The organism is Pseudomonas marginalis (assembly GCF_900105325.1).
GTDB classification, from domain to species: Bacteria; Pseudomonadota; Gammaproteobacteria; order Pseudomonadales; family Pseudomonadaceae; genus Aquipseudomonas; species Aquipseudomonas marginalis.
The window spans coordinates 116697-139458 of the sequence record NZ_FNSU01000001.1 but is presented as its reverse complement, the minus strand read 5'-3'; the positions used below and the strand labels follow the sequence as shown (position 1 = coordinate 139458).

Here is a 22762-nt window from a genome sequence, read left to right as displayed (position 1 = left end):
CTGGGAAGGAAATAGCCCTTGATGCAGGACATACGGCGTATGCAGAGTTGCACATGTGTCTGCTTGCGGAAGAAAGTGCCTGGGTATAGTTCTGGGCCCTCCAAGAAGGGAGAGCGGATTGAGTCGTAGTCTGGCAGCCCTACAGCATCTCGAGCTTGATGAAGGGTCTGGAACACTGCGCAATCGAGATGACGCCTTGAGCTTGTTTGCTATCGCTCGGCGCTTGATCACGATCCTCAAGACTATAATCTCGAACTACTTGGGCTATACGCAGGTGATAGTCATCGAAAACCTGCCTCCGGCCAGCTAATTGGGCCGCACGATGTAGCTCAAGGCCGCGCCACCGCTTAATAGCTTCCTCGTCACGCCAAAATGACAGTGAGAGAACTTTTCCTGGTTCACTTAGACTTTGGAAGCGCTCAACTGAGATGAAACCATCCAGCTCTGCTAGCAATGGTTTCAGTTCAGCGGCAAGTTCAAGATACCGCTGGTATTGCCCCCTCATGAGGCCATGCTTCAAAGATAACTGCGATCATTGCTGAGTTTCCTGATCACGATAAAACTGAGGGATGCGACCATTAAGGGAGGGCAAATAACTCCAACGATAAGGATGAGCAGATGATGCTGGTTGTCGTTGCAGCCATGCCAAAATCGCCTCAGAGGCGATAGTCAATGCAAGTCGCTGGCCTGGACATTCATGTCTTCCTGAGCCGAAGCTAAAGATTCGTCGTTGCGTTCGTTTGACCAAGAGGCTATCGGGGTCTGGGTTCGCGTAGGGATCCCTATTGGCTGAAGCGAGCAACACTAGAACGGTATCACCCGCCTCCAAGACGCTGCTCCCGATAGTGCATCGCTTCGCAACGAATCGCCGGGTGTTTTGCACGGGCGAGTCGTAGCGCGCTACCTCTTCCACCAAGTCTGCAACGAGCATCGGCGTAGGTTGCATGTTTTTAATCAGATCAGGGTTACGATGCAACGCTACAAGGGTATTGCCGATCAGGCCTGCGGTGGCTTCGCAGGTCTGTGACAAAAGGCCGATCAGGTTAGCGATCAATGCATCATGATCTGTCCAGCCGGTGGCTTCGCATCCGCTCCAGATATGGCTCAAGAAGCGGCTACTTTCATCGTCGTTACTCAGCAGCGCGCAGAATAATTGACTAAGCCGAGTAGCCCCGGAATGAGCTTCATCGAGTTGAGTTTCGTCGCTTAACGGCGACAGGCAGGCGACAAAATTCCGTGTCAGCCTCGCTACGTCCTGTAGCCGGCTGGATGGAAGGCCTATCAAGGCGGCAATGACGGAAACCGGTAACGTGAACATCAACTCATCTAGGTTTTCGACCGGGTTATCGAGTCTCGACCACGCGAGACACGATGTCCGCGATGCTATCTGTCTCGACAGAGGCCAAGGCAGGTTCGATAGCCATCCTGGGGCACAGGTGCTGCGGGCCCTCGTTCATGCGCATCAAACGACCGAAAATCATTCCTGCCACGCCTTGCGCAATGGCAGGAGGTATCGGCTCGTTTAGCGGACGCACCCGACAGTCGGGATGCCCCAGAATGGCTTCGACAGCTATGGCACTACTTGCAATCCATAAACGAAGATCTGCATCGAATAGCAGGCCGTTTTGTCGCCTGAGACCTGAGTAATAAACGTAGGGATCAGTATGGGTAGCTGCTTCAAAAGGCGTCATTCCGGAAGTCCTGTTCACAAAGAACGGCTACTATCGAACATCCTCCATGGTGACGATTCGCTCAGGAACGAAATATGGATGCTGGAAGCAATGACACCGCGATTTCTCGGGTAGCCGGCGCTATTGCCGAACCTGCGAGGACGAAAATGCTTTGTTCGCTGATGGACGGCCACGCCCGTACCAGTACCGAAATGGCCGTCATCGCCGACGTGAGTGCATCCACGGCGAGCGCGCATTTGGCAAGACTAGACGAGGACGGATTGGTAAGGTTGCACACGCAGGGCAGGCATCGCTACTACAGTCTGGCTGACGCGCAAGTGGCCCAGGCTATTGAGGCCCTCATGGTGATCAGCCAAAACGCAGATACACGATATGTGTCCACGACTCCAACCCGATTGCAGTTCGCGCGTACCTGTTATGACCACATGGCAGGAACACTGGCTGTACAACTGCATGACCATTTCATGGAGTCAGGCTGGTTAACCGTGCCGGTTTCTGGGGAGCCTATGTATCAGCTCACGATGAGCGGCGAAAAAGCCATGACCGATCTCGGTATCGAGATAGAAAAAGTAAGGGCACAACGGCGTCGTTTCGCGTGCTCCTGCCTGGACTGGAGCATGCGGCGCCCTCATCTTGCCGGAGCACTCGGAGCGGCTTTTCTACAGACGGTCATAAGCCGCAAGTGGGTTATCCAAGACCTTGATAGTCGGGCACTCGCATTGACATCCAAGGGACGAAAGGAGCTGTCTGGCCGATTCGGGATCATGCTGGAAAACAAAGAGATGGAGAGATCAGTAGTGCGGAATGCGACACGTCCCGCCGAGCCGGCTTTGCCGGCACGATAATTACTAATCCCTTCAACTAAGCATCTATCAAGACGCGGGCATTGCTTCGCGTGCCATATCTAAAATCAACGTGTATTAGCGGGACGCTTACCTTCGGCAGACGCTTACCAACAACCAAATCGAGAACCTAATCCGGCCGTGGGCACTTGGGAGGTCGAACTGGTTATTTGCCGGGTCGCTGCGCAACGGCAAGCGGGCGGCGGCGATCATGAGTCTGATCCAGTCGGCGCGCATCAACGGGCATGATCCGTATGCTTATCTCAAAGATGTGCTGATGCGACTGCCAACGCAGCGGGCCAGCGAGATCGAGTGACTGCTGCCGCATAAGTGGCAACTCGCTTAGATCTATAAGACGTGATGGCCGGTGAATGCTGGTTACTATTAGGTAACACGAAGCTTTAACCATTTACGGTAAAAGCTTGTAGCACGACCGCAAAAAAGACCCACGGTAAATCCCGATACAGTGCAGGTGATTAAGACGATTTGGACATCATTCGAGCGCTCGGGATGCACGGCTGCTTGATAGCCAATAAAATATCTCACAGCAAAGAAAAGCAGATATATCGCGAGAATTTTCCAAGTCCCAGGCACGACAATTCGCCTTCCGGCATCGTCAAGAGTTAGGCAACGCGTAGGGAACAACAATAATGCAGTGGCGCTCCCTACAGCTATGCCTGTTAACCACGCGCTTAACGTCATCGTGAGGTGACCGCTGTAGTTAAGTGAAAAAAGAGACCAAAATACAAAGATACAGGGTGTAATAAGCAGAAAGCTCGGGCTCTCTCGGGTAGGCCGTAGAGCTTTGAATCCGTAATAACAGATCAGTAGAAAAACGCCGAAAACCCAAAGTGGGGTACCTTGTAGAATTTCAAGCATCGCCTTTGGAGTCCTTGCGACTATTTCGTGACTTTATGCTTACATTAGCTCTGGGGCGCTGTCACGTGAAAGCTTGTCTGGGAGCTAGCGCGCTGCAAGTATTAATGGATTTCGTAGCGCGATGTTAACCGACAACCAAACAGACGCGTTTAGGGCCTCGTCAAGGCGTATTCACCACCCGCTTACCTTCCTGACGGTGCGCGACCTACCTAAGGCCTGCGCTCCCCGAACATTAATCTTCAACATTCTGCATTCCCAAATACCCACTCCCACCAAGTTTCTATTTCTTACTGCGCTCAAGACCTCCATCCGGTTTTCTGTACCTGAACTCATATCAGGTACGGTGCCATGCTCCAGATCCTTACCCACATAAGCAAACCGCGGCACTGGCTGATCCCACTGCTACTGCTCTTGCCCGCTGCTGCCCAAGCAGAAACCTGGGTAATTACCAATCAGGCACATCCGGTTTCGGCGCCCTCCGGCACTCGCATCATTCTCCTGGATGGTCAGCAACGTCTTGAAGAGCAACTGTCCCAGGTTCTCCCTGCTGATCCTCGCCAGGCTGAAGCAACGATCCAACGCTATTTGGCCAGCCCTAAAGGCCAACGTCTGCAGCGCGACCTGGCCCAGGCGCAACAAGGGGTCACTGACGCGTGGAGTCTAGGGATCGAAAAGCTCCCGGCCGTGGTCGTTGACCGTCGCTACGTCGTCTATGGCGAGCCCGACGTGGCTAAGGCTGTAACTCTGATTGATCGAGCAAGGAGCCTGTCGCGATGAGGCACTCACTCTTCCGCATCAGACCATTGTCGCTGGCTATCACTTTCAGTTTGTCCTTCAGCGCATCAGCCGCAATCAACTCGGCAGCGATCATTGCATCAACCCTCTCGCCCACGTGCCTGGAGTACAAGGTGGTCGGCATTTGCTATTGGCTGCTCTGTACGCCTTTCGGCTGCAAAGTCAGAACCTCGACCAAGGTTCGTCACTACGTGCCAGACGCGGTGGTGTCTGCATACTCAAATACGGGGGCTAATCCGTGGATAGAGATGTCACCCCTTGGCACACCGAACGCGATGGCTCAGGCAGGCAACGACGGCACCACCAACCACGTCGCAGAAAACAACATCATCAAGTTCAAAGAAGCCGATGTTATTGGCCATCCAGGGGGCGCGACGTTGAGTCAGTTCGCAAGCGCCTCGGGCTACGTTTGCAAGGGTGCAACATTGCCGCTTGTGCCCTACTTCCTAAGTACGCTTGACCCCATTGCCTGGCGGTACGGTGTACCCGAGTCCGTATATCCAGAGGCACTCATTCCAGGGATGCGCGAGGTCGGTAGCCTGCTCACCGCAAATAGCTGGGGGAATGTTTATCCACGCAGCGGTTTTCTCAACCAGACTGATGATTACAAGACCGGCGCAGTGATTGCGCAGCGTGCCGGCGACGTGGTCACCCGCCCAGGCCAGGTACATGTCTACTTGCCGATGCTCGCCCTTCCCTACCCCGGCTACTGGCCTGCAGGACCGCTACGCGAAGGTGACGCCTCCACTGGCAAGTGGCAAGAGCTGACCCCAGTCCTCAACCCGACTTGCGCAACCTTTCCCACCATCGGCCCGAACATCGATGCGCAGGATGGTGGTTACGCCTGGGCGCTCTGGCGCCCGTATTCGTGCTGCCAGCGTCGTGGCCAGACCTTCCTCGGCAGTACGGACTTCCAATGAATTTCAGTTATCGGAGCACAACATGAAACTCACCACCTTGGCGATCGGACTGATCTGCTGCTTCAGCAGTGCGTTAGCGCTTTCTGCTGATCCAATCAACGTCTCCTCTTCTGGAAGCGTCCTTGGAGATGACGTGCTTTACAACATCGGCGGGGGTAACGCCGTAACAATGGGTAGCGCCGGAAACATGGACAGCATCTCAGTTGGAGGCGGTTGGAACAACAATCTGGTCTGCGGAAATATGAGTATGAGCAACACCCTGCAGAACCAGTTGAATGGAGCCACCTCTGGATTCCAGAACATCATGAGTTCGGTGGTACAGAACGCAACAAGCGCCGTAGCTTCCCTGCCGGCTTTAATTCTTCAACGTGCAAACCCGGCTCTGTACAACCTCATCACCAACGGCATCTTACAGGCTCGATTGGACTTTGACCGTTCCAAAGGTACTTGCCGCGCGATTGGAGAAAAAATGGCCGATATCGCCGGCAACCAAATGGGTTGGGGCAAGCTCGCTGAGGGTCAGGCCATGAGCCAGGCGCTAACATCCAATACGGACGCGGTATCTGCTGTGGAGCAAGTCGAAAAGAAAGGTGGCAACGATGGCGTCACTTGGGTTGGGGGGGATCGAGCTGGAGGTTCCGGTCAGAAGCCTATTCGGATCGTGGGGGACGTCACCAAGGCGGGCTACAACCTGCTGAACAAGCGTGCCGCCGGCGACACATCCTCGATCAGCAAGGACAACTGCAACAATGGCATGGTGTGCAACGTTTGGTCATCACCACAAGAGGCCACGACCTTCGCCACTCGTGTGCTGGGGGAACAGCAACAGCAGACCTGTGACAGTTGCCCTAAAACGGTTACAGCCGCAGGCGTCGGTCTCACGCCGCTGATTCAGGAAACGTACGACACCAAGCTGAAGGCTCTGCAGGAGCTGCTGAGCGGAAGCAAAACCTTGTCGGTCGACAACCTGGAAGCGGCAAGCAGTAACTCCCTGCCCATTACCCGAGGGGTGGTGGCGGCGCTCAAGGACGAGCGTGATCAGGACGTGCTTGCTCGCAGGCTTGCCTCCGAAGTCGCGCTTTCTGATGTCTTGGAGAAAGCCTTGACCCTGCAGCGCACGCTGATGGCGGGCAGTCGCGAGCCGAACGTCGCGGCTAATGATCTCGCCGTCCAGGCAGTCGGTCAGCAGAGCTCCTCACTGCAGCAGGAAATAGGCAACCTAAAGATGGAGCTGGATATGCGTCAGCAGCTCGCTAAGAACTCGCCTCTCACCATCATCGAGCGCGGTAAAGCGCGGGCAGAAGACTCGCGTGGTGTGTCTCCGGGGGCCCCTGAAACGGATCGCCTGAACCAGTTGCAGTCACCCGCGAAGAACAATCAGTGAGAAATAGGCCATGACCGATTCTCAGGATCCTGTCGCCATACACGGCCGTTCACAGACTCGACGAGTCGTGCGGTGCATTATGTTGGTTCTGGGCACATTGCTCTCAGCTACCGCTCTCATGGTTCTACTCAGTGCCATCTTGATGAGCGTGTTCGAAAGTGCAGAGCAATGGCAAGCCTGGCGTACCGACCATTACTGGACCCTCGCCACCTGGCGCCTGGTGGTCTACGCATTCCTTGTCGCGAGCTGGCTCAAGCTCAAAGCGCGATTATCCAAATCTAATCGGACTGAGGCCAGAAAGGAGTTCAGGAGGTTAGAGCTCATGATTGTGCTGCTGTTTGTCATGATCGAACTGAGCAAAGTGTTTCTCCCCATTGGAGGCATCCAATGACGCTCTACACCAACGACTATCTGGAGTACTACCTCACGCTGGTGGGCTGGATCATCAACAACGGCATCTGGGACATGATTTCTGACACCGGCTTGTTCGCACTGCCCTTCTGCATCATCGTTATTCGAGAATGGCTGAAGGTGCGTGGAGAAGGGGCTGATGAGGGCAACAAGGGTGTGCTCTCACTGGCCCGGATCGAGACTCAGATTTATGTGGGTTACATCGTCGTCGCATTCTTCGCTGTACCAGCCGTCAATGTGAGCTTTGATACCCTGGCATTTGATCAAAGCAGAGCTCAGCAGTGTCAATACAGCTTACCTAAACCATCCGATACAGGCTGGAACACAACATTCAGTTCATTGGCAGGAAAGAGCGCACAAATGCCCATGTGGTGGGCCTTTATGCATGCGTTATCGAAAGGATTAACCAGCGGCGCGGTAGCCGCAATTCCTTGCGGAACCGATTTGCGGCAAGTTCGTATGGATGTGAACAACACCAAAATCAATAACCCATTACTGGCTCAGGAAATCGGTGACTTTACCCATGACTGCTATGGCCCCTCCCGCGCACGACTCTTCATGCGTCAACCTGATCTGGGCTCGAAAGCCGATGATCCAAAGTTCTTGGAAGATCTAAGTTGGATCGGCTCGCACTTCTTGCTTAACACCTCGGGTTACTACGACACCGACTACTCTAAGACACCAAGAGCCTCTTGGCCGTACAACTCAACACGCGATGTGGCCTTACCGCAAGTGAGCGGCGGCGGCGGATACCCAACCTGCAAGCAATGGTGGTCCGATAGCGGAGTGGGGCTGCGAGATCGTATCAAGGCTCAAGTGTCGCCAGACCTGATGACCAGGATGCTCGGCTGGGCCAAGTGGTTGTCACCTGAAGACGTAACCGACTCGCTTGTTCGGCAACTGGTCTCACCGTCTAATCAAGTGAAAGGAGACGTGTATACGGACTACGGTGGGCAAATCAACGGAACCGTCTGGAATGGTGCGGCCCGAGTCACCGGCACCCTTGGGGTAGCACTGGGCTCACTCGCGTATTTTCCAGCCATGGACATGGTTCGTCAGGCGTTACCAATGGTCATGGCGTTCTTGAAGATGGCCATGGTGATTTGCATCCCGCTGGTCCTGATTGTTGGGGCATATCAACTGCAGGTGGCCATGACACTGACGGTCGTGTTTTTTGCACTGATCTTTGTGGACTTCTGGTTCCAGCTAGCAAGATGGATCGATACCACGATCTTGGACGCCTTATATGGCTCAGGCTCTCCACACTTATCATTTGACCCGGTGATGGGACTGAACGCTACAGCTCAGGATGCAATCTTAAACTTCGTCATGGGTTCAATGTTTATTATCCTGCCAGTGTTTTGGGTAGGTGCACTGGGATGGGCGGGAATCAGTGCAGGCAAGGCATTAGAGGGGCTTGCGACTGGCACAAAAGAAGTAGCGAAAGCAGGAGAGAAAGGAGGTCAGACAGTTACCAAAAAAATTATCTGACTGAAAAACCAGCAAGTAATTTTTAAAACCCTTGTGCGTTCACCATAGACTTTTGGGGCGGGCTTTAAAAATCAATCATCATCCGCCATTTGGCCTTCGACATTGCCCCAGAAGTCCAACTCTTGGCCAAATACGTTTCGCCCATATGGCGCATCTCGATCATCAGAACTGCCAAGGCCACTTAGTCTGGTAAAGTCTCCTACAGCCAAGGCGAGCAGGATAAGACCAACAGTCAGGACGGCCATGAACGCATGTGCCAACCAAACCCAGGAATAAACCGCCACTGCAATCAAAGCCAGACGCTTCACCCAACGCAGTGTGCGGTTCTGGCTGTACCAAACGGCGCGCACGATCACACCCAAGGCATAGCCCAAGCGGCTTGCGACTCCCTGAGTGGTTTGTGTGGTCATGATGCTCATCCTCGAATGCCTCAATAACTAGAGGCGCTTTGACACTATTTATAGTACTGATTTTTCTCTGCCGCAAGCCTTTCTGATGCACAACTGCCTCGGCTAGCCGCCCATACGCCCAGCTTTTCAACCCAAAAATGGCCCAAAAGGTAAAGGGTTCTGTTAAAGCTAACGGAATGGTTCACAAGGGTAAAAGCCCTACCCGAAAGGGCCGCCGTCAGCGGGGAAAAGCAAAAGGCTGCACGGCACGAATACGGCACTCCTGGAGAACATATATCAACGCAACGGCAAAAGGTGGCAATTAGCCAAAGAAATACCTCAGACCACTAATGTTACTTTTACCTTGTTCAGTGCACCTCGGATAGGCGAAAAGCCCGCCCCATAAGTCATTTATGGAGCAAGCGATGTTCTCTATTTTCCGTCGCAAAAAAGCGCTACCCGCCCAAGGCCCCTCCCCTAACGGTTTTATACAGCCGGCCTCCAGCCAAGTACTACTGGCATCGCCACGCCGTCAGAAACTATTGGAGAACATTTGGCAACGCGCATCGTTATCCCGCTCTCAGTTTGCAGAACTCTATCGACTTCCACTTGAGCGCTACGCGGAGTTGGTCCAGCAGCTCCCTGCTTCGCAAAACCACCACCATGCACACCCTGGCGGCATGCTGGATCACGGGCTTGAAATCGTCGCCTATGCCCTGAAGATTCGACAGACCTACCTACTCCCTATAGGCGCACCACCGGAATCTCAATCAGCACAGGCTGAAGCCTGGACTGCCGCAGCAGCTTATGGCGCTTTGATTCACGACCTCGGCAAGATCGCCGTCGACGTGCACATCGAACTCGAGGGAGGTAAAACCTGGCACCCCTGGCATGGCCCAATCAACCGTCCTTACCGCTTTCGTTACGTGAAAGGACGCAGCTACCAACTACATGGGGCCGCAGCTGCACTGATCTACGCCCAGATCCTCTCCCCGGAGATTTTGGACTGGCTCAGTGGCTTCCCAGAAGTGTGGTCGCAGTTAATCTTTGTCTTGGCCGGTCAATACGAACACGCAGGAATTCTGGGAGAGATAGTAGTCAAGGCCGACCAGGCGTCCGTAGCCCAGGAACTGGGCGGAAACCCAGCCCGCGCATTGTCCGCGCCCAAGCAGTCTTTGCAGCGGCAATTGGCAGAAGGGTTGCGCTACTTGGTCCGGGATACATTCAAATTGAATCAACCCGATGGACCGTCAGATGGATGGCTGACACAGGATGCTCTTTGGCTGGTTAGCAAACCTATTGCAGATCAATTGCGGGCCTACTTGCTGACTCAGGGCGTTGAGGGCGTGCCCAGCTCGAATGCGCCCTTCTTCAACATGCTGCAGGATCAGGGGGTTATCCAGACCAATGCCCAGGACAAGGCAATCTGGAAGGCCACGATCGACAATGGTCGCGGCTGGCGAAACACCTTCACTCTGTTGAAGCTTTCGCCGGCACTGATCTGGATTGATCCCACCGATCGACCAACTGCATACGCTGGCACCCTTGAGGTAGAAGCGGGCAATTCGGCAGAAGAGTCTTCGGCGGAAAGCAGCATCTCCAAGCGACCAGAGACCTTGCCCCTGGACGTTAAATCTAACGGGGCGCAAACAGATTTAGCACCGGCAGAAACAATACCATTTGACCTCCCGCAGCCTTCTTCCAGCGATCCTGCTGAATTTGACGAACTACTGGCCCTCCTTGGTAATATCAAAGAGCCACTAGCAAGCAATGATAACCATAATGTCTCAGCGGCACAAACCGCCCCCCTTCAATTGGATGATTCTCAGCCTTGCATGCGCGCCAATGAAGGGGTCTCGCCACTCGCAACTCCAATAGAAGTAACATCGATGCCAAGGAATAACACCGATTTCGGTAAGGGATTTGTTGAATGGCTTAAAAAAGGCATCGCATCCCGAAGCATCATCATAAATGACGCCAAAGCACAGGTTCATACGGTGGCGGGGACTGCCATGCTGGTAACGCCTGGAATATTCAAGCGCTATGTCCTGGAGTTCCCTCAAATTGAACTGCAGGCGAAAGCACAGCAGGTAAATGCTTGGCAGATGGTTCAGCGGAGTTTCGAGAAGCTGAAGCTCCATAAAAAAACTGAAAAACACCTGAATATCTGGACATGCAATGTTGTTGGGCCTCGAAAATCTAAGCAGCTCAAGGGGTACTTACTTATTGACCCGCTTACGATTTTCTCTGAAGTCCCCTTCGACAACTTAAGCCTGTCTCTGAAATCAGAAATGCTGGAATCGCCAGAATGACCACGCCTATAAAGTTAACGGAGGAGTACATATTTGCTCACGACCTTCGCGATGCTAGCGCGAAGATCTATCGTGCATCGACCAAAGCATTACTTAAACATTTCCGAACAACTCCGATTGAGGAGATTGATCATCGCGCGATACTGGCATGGAGAAAGAAGATTCTTGAGAATGGATTATCCAAACGAAGCTGGAACACCTATTCGAATCATCTGCGTACTGTTTGGGGCTATGCAATTGAGCACGGCCTGATGACCCACACCACGATCAATCCATTCAGAAAAACAAGCGTTATTCCACCCAAGCGAGCCAGTAAGACAATCAATGGAGAAGCCATACAAAGAGCTCGCAACTGGCTCACATCCCTTGTTGGCCAAGAGCGCTGTACTCAAGAGCGTACCCAGATAACACCAGCTTGGTTCTGGCTCGCCGTTTTCGAGATGTTTTATTACACCGGTATTCGATTAAATGCCCTGCTATGCCTTCGCTACAAGGATATCGACTGGGACAACAAGATGATCCTAGTTCGCGGTGAAACAGAGAAAACCCACCGCGAGTTTTTCCTACCCATCATGGAGGGACTTGCTCCACACCTTTGCAGAATCCTGGGAGAAGCGGAGAAGATAGGTTTTTCACCGGACGATCAGCTGTTTAACGTCAACCGATTTTCGAGGCACTATCACGGTAAGGAAATGAACATCGATCAGGTTGAGTCGATCTACCGCAAGCTCACCGATAAAATCGGCGTGCGGATGACCCCTCACCGCTTTAGGCACACCCTCGCCACGGACTTGATGAAACAACCAGAGCGGAACATTCATCTCACCAAAAGTCTGCTGAACCACTCAAATATTGCAACGACGATGAACTACATCGAAGTCGACTACGGCCACATGCGTGCTGTTCTGCACGAGAGAAGTCTGGCTCAGGGTGCTTTAAGCCGAGTTAGAAGGGTTGATTCAAGCGGTACACCACCGACTTCAGCCATTACAGCCCCTTACGCTCAAATAAGATTGCCTTCGCAAAAAAATGCCCATCCAAAGCCCACAACGTTGCAGCCTCCACATCAACAGGCAGCTATCGAAGAGGTCATAATTGATAGACCTAGCAGATCGAATGGCCCAAGTGCGCTTAGGAAGGCTCTTGAGTTCGCATCAGCACAACTACATAGCGGCTCAATGGAATCTGCCAAAGATTCACCATCAGATCAGATAGATCAGAATCTGTTGTTAACGCTAATGGCAAGCGGGCTAGGCGTCGGCACATTCCGGAAACGCACCCAATCTGAGCGATCGATGGGAAGCACATCGTTCTCCCGGGCGTCTCCATAGCAAGACTCCTAGGTCAAACCGCACTGCAGTAGCGAGCTCTGGATAACCAGAGGCTTTCGCGTGCCTGTCAAATAATTATCGGACAAAATCAACCGGGATAGCAGATTCGAGGTATCTATCTGATCCACAAACGAAAAAAGGCGCCATAAAGGCGCCTTTTTTCTTGAATAATGGTCGGGGTAAGGGGATTCGAACTCCTGACATCCTGCTCCCAAAGCAGGCGCGCTACCGGACTGCGCTATACCCCGGAATGCGCATCGCAAAAACGATGCACATTGACATCATGACGAACCGAAACTACTGTTCGCCTCAGACGGCTGCATGTCTACGGCAATTTCTAAGTGCGCTAACACTTTCCAAAACCGTAAAACCGCCTCTAATCAGAGCTAGAACCTCTGATTCTAAGATTTGATTCCAGCGTTAACTGGTCTCAAAAATGGTGGGTCGTGTGGGATTCGAACCTACGACCAATTGGTTAAAAGCCAACTGCTCTACCAACTGAGCTAACGACCCAAATATGGTCGGGGTAGGGGGATTCGAACTCCCGACATCCTGCTCCCAAAGCAGGCGCGCTACCGGACTGCGCTATACCCCGGTTTGAAATTGGCTCCGTGACCAGGACTCGAACCTGGGACCCAATGATTAACAGTCATTTGCTCTACCGACTGAGCTATCACGGAACTACATATTTCAAAGTACAACTTTTACTGCTGTGTAACTTTCTCTTCGACCCTGTCCGTATCGCTACGTTAGCGTCTCTGAGGCGCGCTATTCTACAATCTTAAAAACCCCTGTCAACCCTTTAAATTGCTTTTAAGACAATGATTTGCGCTTCTTTCTGATTTCTTCTTGGGGAGAAGAAACCCGTGGGCTGACGTTGCTGCGGGGCGCACTTTACAAGCCTTTGCCTTACAGTTCAACGCCCTATCGAAAAAAAAGGCCCTGGGATGCAGGGCCTTCTCTTATTGCAGTGCAATCCGAGCTCAGTGGAAGACGATTTCGTCGTTCTCCACAGTCGCCTCGACGCTGGTGCCCGGCATAAAACTGCCCGACAGGATCAACTGCGCCAGCGGGTTCTCGATCCAGCGCTGGATCGCTCGTTTCAAAGGCCGTGCGCCATACACCGGGTCGTAACCGACCGCGATCAGCTTGTCCAACGCCTCGCGGCTCAGCTCCAGCGACAACTCGCGTTCCGCCAGGCGACCGCGCAGACGCCCCAGCTGGATCTCGGTGATGCCCGCGATCTGATCCCGCGCCAATGGCTCGAAGATCACCACTTCGTCGACCCGGTTGATGAATTCCGGACGGAAGTGCGTGGTCAATGCATCCATTACAGCAGCGCGCTGGGCCTCACGATCACCTACCAGTTCCTGGATCTGCGCCGAGCCCAGGTTGGAGGTCATGACGATCACCGTGTTGCGGAAGTCCACAGTGCGCCCGTGGCTGTCCGTGAGTCGTCCATCTTCCAGCACTTGCAGCAAGATGTTGAACACGTCCGGGTGAGCCTTCTCGACCTCATCCAGCAGGATCACCGAGTAAGGCTTACGCCGCACGGCCTCGGTCAGGTAACCGCCCTCCTCGTAGCCCACATAGCCTGGTGGAGCCCCGATCAGGCGAGCCACCGAATGTTTCTCCATGAACTCGGACATGTCGATCCGTACCATGGCCTCTTCAGTATCAAAGAGGAACTCGGCCAGGGCCTTGCACAGCTCAGTCTTACCCACACCGGTCGGGCCGAGGAACATGAACGAGCCGCTCGGACGGTTCGGGTCGGACAAGCCGGCGCGGGAACGCCGTACCGCGTTGGACACCGCCACGACCGCCTCTTCCTGGCCGATCACGCGCTGGTGCAACAGGTGCTCCATCTTCAGCAGCTTGTCACGCTCGCCTTCGAGCATTTTCGACACCGGGATGCCGGTCCACTTGGAAACGACTTCGGCGATTTCTTCCTCGGTCACCTTGCTGCGCAACAGCTGATTTTCAGCCTTACCGTGCTGGTCGACCATTTGCAGGCTGCGTTCCAGGTCCGGGATCACCCCGTACTGCAACTCGGCCATGCGGTTCAGGTCACCTTTACGACGTGCGGCTTCCAGCTCCTGGCGCGACTGCTCGATCTTTTGCTGGATCTGCGCAGAGCCCTGTACTTCGGCTTTTTCCGAGGTCCAGATTTCTTCGAGATCCGAATACTCGCGCTCCAGGCGGACGATTTCCTCCTGGAGTTTTTCCAGGCGTTTCTTGGCCGCGTCGTCCTCTTCTTTCTTGAGGGCCTGGGATTCGACTTTCAGCTGAATCAGGCGACGATCCAGGCGGTCGAGCACTTCCGGCTTGGAGTCGATCTCCATGCGAATGCGGCTGGCCGCTTCGTCGATCAAGTCGATGGCCTTGTCCGGCAATTGACGGTCGGTAATGTAGCGATGGCTCAATTTGGCCGCCGCAATGATCGCGCCGTCGGTGATCGCCACTTTATGGTGGACCTCGTAGCGCTCTTTCAGGCCCCGCAGGATCGCGATGGTGTCCTCTTCGCTCGGTTCTTCCACCAGGACTTTCTGGAAACGACGCTCAAGGGCCGCATCTTTCTCAATGTACTGGCGATATTCGTTAAGCGTGGTAGCACCGACACAATGCAGCTCACCTCGCGCCAAGGCGGGCTTAAGCATGTTGCCAGCATCCATTGAGCCCTCGCCTTTGCCGGCGCCGACCATGGTGTGCAGCTCGTCGATAAACAGAATGATCTGCCCTTCCTGCTTCGACAGTTCATTAAGCAGGGATTTCAGGCGCTCTTCGAATTCACCGCGGAACTTTGCACCGGCGATCAACGACCCCATATCCAGGGACAGCAGGCGTTTGCCTTTAAGGCCGTCCGGTACTTCACCATTGATGATGCGCTGGGCCAGGCCTTCGGCAATCGCGGTTTTACCCACGCCAGGTTCACCGATCAACACCGGGTTGTTCTTGGTGCGACGCTGCAGAACCTGGATGGTGCGACGAATTTCATCGTCACGGCCGATCACCGGGTCAAGCTTGCCCTCTTCGGCACGCTTGGTCAGGTCGACGGTGTACTTGTCCAGGGCCTGGCGCGACTCCTCGTGGTTAGGGTCGTTAACCGCATCACCGCCCCGCAGGTTGTTGATGGCGTTTTCCAGGGCCTTCTTGCTCACGCCTTGGCCGAGCAACAACTTGCCAAGCTTGCTGTTCTCGTCCATGGCGGCGAGCAGCACCAGTTCGCTGGAGATGAACTGGTCCCCCTTCTGCTGGGCCAGGCGGTCGGCCTGGTTAAGCAGGCGCGCCAGATCCTGCGACATATTCACGTCGCCGGTAGGGTTTTGGATTTTCGGCAGTTGGTCGAGCTCTTTGCTCAACTCCTTGCGCAGGCTATTGACATCAAAGCCCACCTGCATCAGCAAGGGCTTGATAGAACCACCTTGCTGTTCCAGGAGTGCCTGCATCAAGTGCGCAGGCTCAATGGCCGGGTGGTCAAGCCCCACCGCCAAGGATTGGGAGTCCGATAAGGCCAACTGCAATTTGCTGGTTAAACGATCAATACGCATTAGTCACCTTCCTTTTGAGCAGGCCGGAGCTATAAAACATCCTGAATGAAGAAACCTGCCAGATACCCTTATAGATGGGGTGGATTCTGGAAGATTCAAGCGAGCGGCGGTTGATATGGATCAGCGTTGACCCAGATCAGCAGAGTCTAGCGTTCAAGCCAGATAAGGGAGGCAAAACGTCCGGTGCGGGGGCTGCGCCGGTACGAAAAGAAGCGCGGGTCGGTCACGGTGCAGAAGCCACCACCATAAACAGCGGTGATGCCCCGCGCAGCAAGGCGCAGGCGGGCCAACTGATAGATGTCGGCCATGAATTTGCCGGGATTGAGGCTTGGTACAAAGGCTTCGGCAGTTGTCGGCAGGTGCTGCATGAAGGCTTCACGCACTTCAGGGCCAACCTCAAAAGCTTGTGGGCCAATCGCCGGGCCCAGCCATACCAAGACGTCCGAAGGCTCTGCGTCGAGGCTTTCGAAGGCCGCCTCCAGCACGCCCGCCGCCAGCCCACGCCAACCGGCATGGGCCGCAGCCACACGAGTGCCGGCACGGTTGCAGAACAACGCAGGCAGGCAATCGGCGGTCATCGCGGTGCAGGCGATGCCGGGGGTGCTGCTCCAGCTACCGTCGGCTTCGGCGGTGCGGCCAGGGTCGGCCTCGACCACATCCACGCCATGAACCTGGCGCAGCCAGGCCGGCTGAATATCAAAGGCTTCGGTAAGGCGACGACGATTCTCAAGGACGGCCTCAAGGCTGTCCTCAACGTGATCGCCCAGGTTAAGGCTGTCGAACGGCGCCTGGCTGACGCCGCCCGTACGGGTAGTCACACAGGCTTTCACCCCGACAGGCGCGGGCCAGTCAGGAATCAGCCAGTCATTCATCCGACAAACGCCTCGCGATCCTGCTTGAGCAGCGACAGCAACCAGACAAAATCGTCTGGAAGTGGCGATTCCCAGCTCATGCGCTTACCGCTCGTCGGATGGTCCAGCTCCAGGAAACGTGCATGCAAGGCCTGGCGCGGGAACGTCTTGAGCGATTCGACCATGGTCTGGCTCGCCGCAGGCGGAATGCGGAAGCGGCCGCCATAGGCCGGATCGCCCACCAACGGGAAGTTGATGTGGGCCATATGCACGCGAATCTGGTGGGTACGACCGGTTTCCAGCTTGACCCGCACATGGGTGTGGGAACGGAAACGCTCGAGCACGCGGTAGTGGCTCACCGCCTGCTTGCCGCCTTCCATCACCGCCATACGCTGGCGCTGCTGGCCGTGGCGACCGATTGGGGCATTGATCTTGCCGCCAGCCACGACCACACCGATCACGATGCACTCGTAGATACGGCTGACGCTACGGCTCTGCAATTGCGTAACCAGTTGCGTCTGCGCCTGAATGGTCTTGGCCACCACCATCAAGCCGGTGGTGTCCTTGTCCAGACGGTGCACGATGCCGCAACGCGGCACGTTGACGATGTCGGGGATGTGGTGCAACAGGGCATTGAGCAAGGTGCCATCAGCGTGCCCGGCCGCCGGGTGAACCACCAGGCCTGCGGGTTTGTTGATGACCAGGATGTCGTCGTCTTCATAGACGATGTCCAGCTCGATGTCCTGGGCGACCCATTCTCCCTGGGCTTCCTGCTCGGCAGTCAGCTCAAGAATCGCACCGCCATGGACTATGTCTCGCGGGCGGATAACCGCTCCATCCACAGTCAGGCGGCCGTCTTTGATCCAGGCGGAAAGGCGCGAGCGCGAGTGCTCAGCGAATAATTGTGCGGCGACTTGATCGAGGCGTTGGCCGCCCAATTCGGACGGCACCTCTGCGCGAAGTTCAATTTTATCGGACATGCTCAGACTAGGCGTGGCACAGCCTTTGGTTTCGGCTGCGCGCTTGTGGTTAAATACGGCGTCTTTTGCCCCGAGGCTTTCAACGGGGCGCTCATCATAACAGGACGGCCCCGCCCAAGACAGCGGCCGTCATAGGGACGCAAGCCGCCATGCAAGTGAAACACCTGCTGCTGATCGCCATCCTCGCCATGACTGCTGCTTGCTCGTCAACAAAGGAAGTCGTCGACGAAAACCTGAGCGAAGTCGAGCTGTACCAACTGGCACAGAAAGACTTGGACAATAATAGCTACACCAGCGCCACAGCGAAGCTGAAGGCCCTGGAGTCGCGCTATCCGTTCGGGCGCTACGCCGACCAGGCCCAGCTTGAGCTGATCTACGCCAACTACAAGAACGCCGAGCCGGAGGCTGCCAAGTCCGCCGCCGAGCGCTTCATCCGCCTGCACCCGCAACACCCGAACGTGGACTACGCCTACTACATGAAGGGCCTGACCTCGTTCGACCAGGATGTTGGCCTGCTGGCGCGCTTCCTGCCGCTGGACATGACCAAGCGAGACCCAGGCGCCGCTCGCGACTCCTACAACGAGTTCGCCCAGTTGACCAGCCGCTACCCAAACAGCCGCTACGCGCCGGACGCCAAGCAGCGCATGATCTACCTGCGTAACCTGCTGGCTTCCTACGAAATCCACGTGGCCCACTACTACCTGACCCGCCAGGCGTATGTAGCTGCCGCCAACCGTGGTCGTTATGTGGTGGAAAACTTCCAGGAAACCCCTTCCGTGGGTGACGGCCTGGCGGTGATGACCGAGGCTTACCAACGTCTGCACCTGGACGACTTGGCCAGCACCAGCCTGGAAACCCTGAAGCTCAACTACCCTGATCACCCGAGCCTGAAAGACGGCCAGTTCGTGCCTCAGGTTGCCGAAGCAGACAACCGCTCGTGGCTGAGCAAGTACACCCTGGGCTTGATCGAGTCGCGGCCGCCGTTGCCGCCGGGCGAAACTCGCGCCAACCAGGACGTGATCAAGCAGTTCCAGGATGCCAAGGAAGCCATTCCTTCGGACCTCAAGCCGCACGACGAGAACGGCGACGTGATCGAAGAAGAAGAGCCGCAGGCCCTGGGCAACAACCAGGACCGCTCGTGGTTCAGCTACATGACCTTCGGTGTGTTCGACTGAGCCCGTCGACGCAACGCAAAAAGGAGCCTTTCGGGGCTCCTTTTTTATGGGCAAGGATTATTGCGCTGTGCGCCTGCCACGTCCTTGGCTAAACTGGCGCATTCCTTATCGAGAAACCGCCCATCATGCTTCGTCTTCTGTTCTGGATTGCCGTTATTGCTGCCGCGGTATGGTTCTGGCGCAAATTCAAAAGCCCGACCGCCAGGCAGCAACGCACCAGCGAGCCCGGCGCTGCGTTGATGGTGCGCTGCGCACATTGCGGTGTGCACTTGCCGCAGGATCGCGCCCTGAGTTCGCGCCAGGAGTGGTATTGCACCCAGGCGCATCTGGAGCAAGGACCGAAGTCTATCCAGCGTTGATCCGACCTTCGGGGGCATAGGGTGCCGGATCGATGATCGGCGCACGCTCCAGCAGCAAATCGACAAATAACTGGCACGATGCCGGCGCCAGAACCAACCCGTTGCGGTAATGCCCGCAGTTGAGCCACAGCCCGCTGAAGCCGGGTACCCGACCGATATAGGGGATGCCCTCCGGCGAGCCGGGCCGCAAGCCGGCCCAATGCCCCACCACTTCGGCGTCGGCCAGGGCGGGAATCAGTTCCACAGCCGAAGCCTTGAGGCTTTCCAGCGCGGTGTCGGTTGGCGTCTTGTCGAACCCCTCATATTCCAGAGTGCTGCCGATGAGGATGTGCCCATCACGCCGAGGGATCGCATAACGCCCTTTGGCCAGGACCATGCTCGACAGGAAGTCCGACGCGCATTTGTACAAAATCATCTGCCCCTTGACCGGCTCTACCGGCAGCGCCAAGCCCAGTGTGCCGAGCAACTCGCCGCTCCACGCCCCCGCTGCAAGCACCACCTGATCCCCTAGAATCGGCCCCTCTGCCGTATCCACGCCCACTACGTTGCCGCCATCCAGAACAAAACCGGTCACTGTGCACTGTTCGTGAACGGTCACGGCAGGCAGGGCCAATAGCGCGGCCTTCAGGGATTTGACCAGGCGCGGGTTGCGCACGTTGGCCACGTTGGCCATATAGATCGCCTGGGCATACCCGCCACCCAAGACAGGAACCGCGTCATGGGCGGCAGACACATCGACCTTGCTCAGAGGCCGACCTTCACGAGCAGCCCAGTCCAGCGCCTCGGTTTCATCGTCCAGGTCCAGCCAGTACAACCCCGTGGTATGGACCTCCGGGTCGACACCGGTAGCGGCAAACAGCCGCTCAGCCAGTTGCGGATAAAAATCCTGGGACCAATGGGCCAACGCTGTGACCGCCGGGCTATAGCGCCACGGATACAGTGGCGAAACAATGCCTCCGCCCGCCCATGACGACTCCTGCCCCACACCGGCACGCTCCAGCAGGATCACAGCCTGCCCCTGGGTTGCCAGATTGAACGCCGTCAACAAGCCGATGACTCCGCCACCGACAATCACCACTTGCTGTTGCTTAGCCATCATTTGATCCAGTCGATAAATAGGAATAAACGCCCCCGGCGCCCAATCATCCAGCACCCTCATCATTGCCCCCAGCATGTCTGGCGCGACATTTCAGGTGCCGCACCTGGATTGCCACGCGCACCGCTGCTGTCCAGGCTGAAGTCACCGCAAGGGTCGCCGGCCATCAACGAATCGGCGCCCGGTGTAGCAACCAGGTAGAAATCCTGAGGGTTCAACGCTGCGGTGATTCTATAGCGATCATTGCCCGTACTGACGCCGCTTGCGTCAATAAAAGTGCCGTTCCTCATATGAAACCGCTCCAGGCGCTGAGCCTGCTCGGTCAACAGCGCGACGATTTCCGTGCGATAGACCTTTTTCACATGGCCGGTGTACCCGGGGTAAGCGATTCCGGCCAGAAACGCGATGATCGCCACGGTGATCAATAGCTCGATCAGGGTAAAACCCTGGCTGTCCATGCCCATTCCATTGCTCCTTATTGAAGTTGCCGCCACGAAACCCGCCGAAACCGCGAGCCACTCTCCTCCTCCACCCGCGCATATACGCTCTCCAATACCGTGCGCGATTGACCACTGAGCCCGACCGCTGTTACCCGGTACAACGTCGCCAGGGCTTGCGGCGGCACATGCGGCAGCCCTGCGCCAGGCCCCAGGGACTGAATACCGTAGAGACCACCCTTGATGGCAACCCAGTTAACCGATGACACAGGATGGGGCCCGGCACCCACCACCGAAAACGCTTCATCCGGTGGCCCGCAGGCAGCGATCGACTGGCACTGCGGCAAGGCCGCGCCCTTTCGCCTCACACCTTGCTCTCCCAGCCTCAAGCCACTTTCTGCGGCTTGCAGCGACTGGTTGCGGTGCCACAGGCTACCGGTGATCTTTTGCTGGGTGACCGCCCCCTGTATCGAAGACAGGCCGATCAACGACAACAGCAGCAAAAACACCAGGCTTATCAGCAGGACCATCCCCCCTGCCGCGAAGAAACACCCCCAGCAAGCACCATGGTCGCCCTAGCCCAAGCGGTTTCGCAGCGCCGCCACGACGCTGTAGGTTTGATCTTTTACCCGCCCCGTCGGGTCTTGCAACGTCATGCGGATGCGCACACTGCGGATCAAGGACTCATCGGTCGGGATAGCGTCATAACGCACAACCCGAACGGATACCGGGCTGGCAGCCACGCCGAAACTGACATCGAAAGCCCGTACGTTATCCACCAACACAGCCCTGGCCGGCGACGCAAGCGTGCTGACCTTCAACTGGCCCGCCTCGAAGATGTAGGTCAGTTGCCGAATCGCAAATCGAATCTGCCCGGGAGCAGGTGCAGGTGAGCTGCCTGAATAGGCTTGGGCGCCAGCAGTGCAGTCGGAGAGCACCGTCCAGTCAGGCCTGCCGCCGCCGACATCGGCAGTGACCAGCGTCAGCGACTTTGAACTGCCCCCGGCATTCCAGCTGACCGGCCTTTCAAAGGCTGGCGGGGCATTCTCGATAAAGGCCGGGGCCAAACAGCCAAACATACCCGCCTGGCGAATATCCCGGATCATCTTGCCCAGCACAAACCGCGCATCATCCTGCAGCAACATGGCTGCCTGCTGGCTGGCGTGGGTCGCTCGGGAATTGATCAGCACCTGGCTCCCGCCAAGCACCAGCACCAAACCGACGGCCAGGGCCAGCAACAATTCCACCAGGCTGAAACCTCTAACCCGATGCCTCATTGCATCACCCCCGGCTCATTATCGATGCGACTGGTCAGGGTGAAGGTTTCCCGCGCGCCAGGCGTGTTTGCACCCCGGCTGTCATCCCAACTGATACTGACAGTCACTTCATCTGCACTGACCGCCACAGAGCCTTTGCCGCTCTCCCCGGCAAAACCGCGAATATTGGCTTCAAAATCATGCAGGTCCACGTCACGCACGCTGGTGGTCACGGTACTGGCCGGCGCTCGAGCGCCACGACGCAACGAGTAGTCGGCACCGGAATTGGCACGGATTCGGTCGAGCATATCGTAGGCGATGAAACTGGCCTGGCTGGTCATCCTCGAACTGTCGGTGTACTTGAGGGCGTTGAGCTGGAGCATCACTGCACCTAACAGCCCGACGGCGAGAATCAGCACCGCCACCAGCACTTCAATCAATGTCATGCCGATTTGGTACCGAGGAAAAGTCGGGAAGAAACAGGTTTTCAGGCAGGCAGGCATTACCGTCGTCATCCGTGTCGAGGGCCGAAAAAAGCAGGAAAACCCTGCTGTGAGACCCAAGACTAGCGTCGGTTTTTCGCCGGCGCCGGTTACGGAACAAAGGGAAATACTT

At 56.0% G+C, this 22762-nt stretch carries 20 protein-coding genes, 4 tRNA genes and 3 pseudogenes; 11 read left to right on the top strand and 16 right to left on the bottom strand.

Annotated features, from left to right (window positions below):
• Positions 1 to 139: 139 nt before the first annotated feature.
• Positions 140 to 536 (bottom strand): annotated as a pseudogene (locus BLW22_RS00715) (antibiotic biosynthesis monooxygenase family protein).
• Positions 533 to 1691 (bottom strand): annotated as a pseudogene (locus BLW22_RS00710) (cytochrome P450). The pseudogenes BLW22_RS00715 and BLW22_RS00710 overlap by 4 nt, the downstream one beginning before the upstream one ends.
• A 74-nt stretch (positions 1692 to 1765) precedes the next feature.
• Between BLW22_RS00710 and BLW22_RS00705 the strand changes: the two are divergent.
• Positions 1766 to 2536: an ArsR/SmtB family transcription factor gene (locus BLW22_RS00705; RefSeq protein WP_074843696.1), complete on the top strand. Its 771-nt coding sequence runs from the start codon at positions 1766 to 1768 to the stop codon at positions 2534 to 2536.
• Positions 2537 to 2639: 103 nt separating this feature from the next.
• A pseudogene (locus tag BLW22_RS00700) lies at positions 2640 to 2849 on the top strand (transposase domain-containing protein); the annotation flags it as partial.
• Between the two features lie 68 nt (positions 2850 to 2917).
• Here the strand turns inward: BLW22_RS00700 and BLW22_RS35640 are convergent.
• Positions 2918 to 3436, bottom strand: coding sequence for a DUF6622 family protein (locus BLW22_RS35640; RefSeq protein WP_328586398.1), 519 nt, complete (start codon positions 3434 to 3436; stop codon positions 2918 to 2920).
• Between the two features lie 324 nt (positions 3437 to 3760).
• Between BLW22_RS35640 and BLW22_RS00690 the strand changes: the two genes are divergently transcribed.
• The 5 genes from BLW22_RS00690 to BLW22_RS00670 are packed head-to-tail and all read left to right on the top strand — an operon-like array spanning position 3761 to position 8413.
• A complete protein-coding gene (locus tag BLW22_RS00690) occupies positions 3761 to 4189 on the top strand; it encodes a TIGR03757 family integrating conjugative element protein (RefSeq protein WP_083381306.1) in 429 nt (142 codons plus the stop codon).
• Positions 4186 to 5127, top strand: coding sequence for a TIGR03756 family integrating conjugative element protein (locus BLW22_RS00685; RefSeq protein WP_074843692.1), 942 nt, complete (start codon positions 4186 to 4188; stop codon positions 5125 to 5127). The genes BLW22_RS00690 and BLW22_RS00685 overlap by 4 nt, the downstream gene beginning before the upstream one ends.
• 22 nt (positions 5128 to 5149) lie before the next feature.
• Positions 5150 to 6511: an integrating conjugative element protein gene (locus BLW22_RS00680; RefSeq protein WP_074843689.1), complete on the top strand. Its 1362-nt coding sequence runs from the start codon at positions 5150 to 5152 to the stop codon at positions 6509 to 6511.
• Between the two features lie 10 nt (positions 6512 to 6521).
• Complete coding sequence (locus tag BLW22_RS00675) at positions 6522 to 6902, top strand: hypothetical protein (protein WP_074843687.1); 381 nt, start codon at positions 6522 to 6524, stop codon at positions 6900 to 6902.
• A complete protein-coding gene (locus tag BLW22_RS00670) occupies positions 6899 to 8413 on the top strand; it encodes a conjugal transfer protein TraG N-terminal domain-containing protein (RefSeq protein WP_074843685.1) in 1515 nt (504 codons plus the stop codon). Before BLW22_RS00675 ends, BLW22_RS00670 begins: the two co-directional genes overlap by 4 nt.
• Before the next feature lie 71 nt (positions 8414 to 8484).
• On the opposite strand, the gene BLW22_RS00665 is transcribed toward BLW22_RS00670, so the two are convergent.
• The gene (locus tag BLW22_RS00665) at positions 8485 to 8823 is read right to left on the bottom strand and encodes a hypothetical protein (RefSeq protein ID WP_074845115.1); all 339 of its coding nucleotides are present in this window, start codon (positions 8821 to 8823) and stop codon (positions 8485 to 8487) included.
• A gap of 392 nt (positions 8824 to 9215) precedes the next feature.
• Between BLW22_RS00665 and mobH the strand changes: the two genes are divergently transcribed.
• Positions 9216 to 11114 carry a MobH family relaxase gene (gene mobH / locus BLW22_RS00660; protein WP_074843683.1) on the top strand — a complete coding sequence of 633 codons (1899 nt, stop codon included), beginning with the start codon at positions 9216 to 9218 and terminating at the stop codon, positions 11112 to 11114.
• Positions 11111 to 12445 carry a site-specific integrase gene (locus BLW22_RS00655; RefSeq protein WP_074843681.1) on the top strand — a complete coding sequence of 445 codons (1335 nt, stop codon included), beginning with the start codon at positions 11111 to 11113 and terminating at the stop codon, positions 12443 to 12445. The genes mobH and BLW22_RS00655 overlap by 4 nt, the downstream gene beginning before the upstream one ends.
• Before the next feature lie 171 nt (positions 12446 to 12616).
• Here the strand turns inward: BLW22_RS00655 and BLW22_RS00650 are convergent.
• From BLW22_RS00650 to rluD, 7 genes are all read right to left on the bottom strand, one after another.
• Positions 12617 to 12693 (bottom strand) — tRNA-Pro (locus BLW22_RS00650).
• 189 nt (positions 12694 to 12882) lie between these two features.
• Positions 12883 to 12958 (bottom strand) — tRNA-Lys (locus BLW22_RS00645).
• Positions 12959 to 12963: 5 nt separating this feature from the next.
• Positions 12964 to 13040 (bottom strand) — tRNA-Pro (locus BLW22_RS00640).
• A 9-nt stretch (positions 13041 to 13049) separates the two neighbouring features.
• A tRNA-Asn gene (locus BLW22_RS00635) sits at positions 13050 to 13125 on the bottom strand.
• 303 nt (positions 13126 to 13428) lie between these two features.
• The gene (gene clpB, locus BLW22_RS00630) at positions 13429 to 15993 is read right to left on the bottom strand and encodes an ATP-dependent chaperone ClpB (RefSeq protein WP_027606841.1); all 2565 of its coding nucleotides are present in this window, start codon (positions 15991 to 15993) and stop codon (positions 13429 to 13431) included.
• Positions 15994 to 16139: 146 nt separating this feature from the next.
• Entirely contained in the window at positions 16140 to 16865 is a 726-nt protein-coding gene (pgeF, locus tag BLW22_RS00625) for a peptidoglycan editing factor PgeF (RefSeq protein WP_065924078.1), read from the bottom strand.
• Complete coding sequence (gene rluD / locus BLW22_RS00620) at positions 16862 to 17824, bottom strand: 23S rRNA pseudouridine(1911/1915/1917) synthase RluD (RefSeq protein ID WP_027606843.1); 963 nt, start codon at positions 17822 to 17824, stop codon at positions 16862 to 16864. The genes pgeF and rluD overlap by 4 nt, the downstream gene beginning before the upstream one ends.
• 149 nt (positions 17825 to 17973) lie before the next feature.
• On the opposite strand from rluD, the gene BLW22_RS00615 reads away from it, so the two are divergent.
• Both BLW22_RS00615 and BLW22_RS00610 read left to right on the top strand, forming a co-directional pair.
• On the top strand, positions 17974 to 18999 hold the full coding sequence (locus tag BLW22_RS00615; protein WP_027606844.1) for an outer membrane protein assembly factor BamD: 1026 nt from the start codon (positions 17974 to 17976) through the stop codon (positions 18997 to 18999).
• Positions 19000 to 19124: 125 nt separating this feature from the next.
• Complete coding sequence (locus BLW22_RS00610; RefSeq protein ID WP_027606845.1) at positions 19125 to 19358, top strand: PP0621 family protein; 234 nt, start codon at positions 19125 to 19127, stop codon at positions 19356 to 19358.
• Here the strand turns inward: BLW22_RS00610 and thiO are convergent.
• The 5 genes from thiO to pilV all read right to left on the bottom strand — a co-directional run bounded on the left by thiO (position 19345) and on the right by pilV (position 22650).
• Positions 19345 to 20454, bottom strand: a complete 1110-nt coding sequence (gene thiO / locus BLW22_RS00605) for a glycine oxidase ThiO (protein WP_065948456.1) — start codon at positions 20452 to 20454, stop codon at positions 19345 to 19347. The genes BLW22_RS00610 and thiO overlap by 14 nt on opposite strands.
• 62 nt (positions 20455 to 20516) lie before the next feature.
• On the bottom strand, positions 20517 to 20918 hold the full coding sequence (locus tag BLW22_RS00600) for a type IV pilin protein (RefSeq protein ID WP_065948457.1): 402 nt from the start codon (positions 20916 to 20918) through the stop codon (positions 20517 to 20519).
• Positions 20919 to 20929: 11 nt separating this feature from the next.
• Positions 20930 to 21421: a pilus assembly PilX family protein gene (locus BLW22_RS00595; protein ID WP_074843679.1), complete on the bottom strand. Its 492-nt coding sequence runs from the start codon at positions 21419 to 21421 to the stop codon at positions 20930 to 20932.
• Between the two features lie 45 nt (positions 21422 to 21466).
• A complete protein-coding gene (locus tag BLW22_RS00590) occupies positions 21467 to 22168 on the bottom strand; it encodes a prepilin-type N-terminal cleavage/methylation domain-containing protein (protein WP_074843677.1) in 702 nt (233 codons plus the stop codon).
• The gene (gene pilV, locus BLW22_RS00585; protein ID WP_065924075.1) at positions 22165 to 22650 is read right to left on the bottom strand and encodes a type IV pilus modification protein PilV; all 486 of its coding nucleotides are present in this window, start codon (positions 22648 to 22650) and stop codon (positions 22165 to 22167) included. The genes BLW22_RS00590 and pilV overlap by 4 nt, the downstream gene beginning before the upstream one ends.
• Between the last annotated feature and the right edge of the window lie 112 nt (positions 22651 to 22762).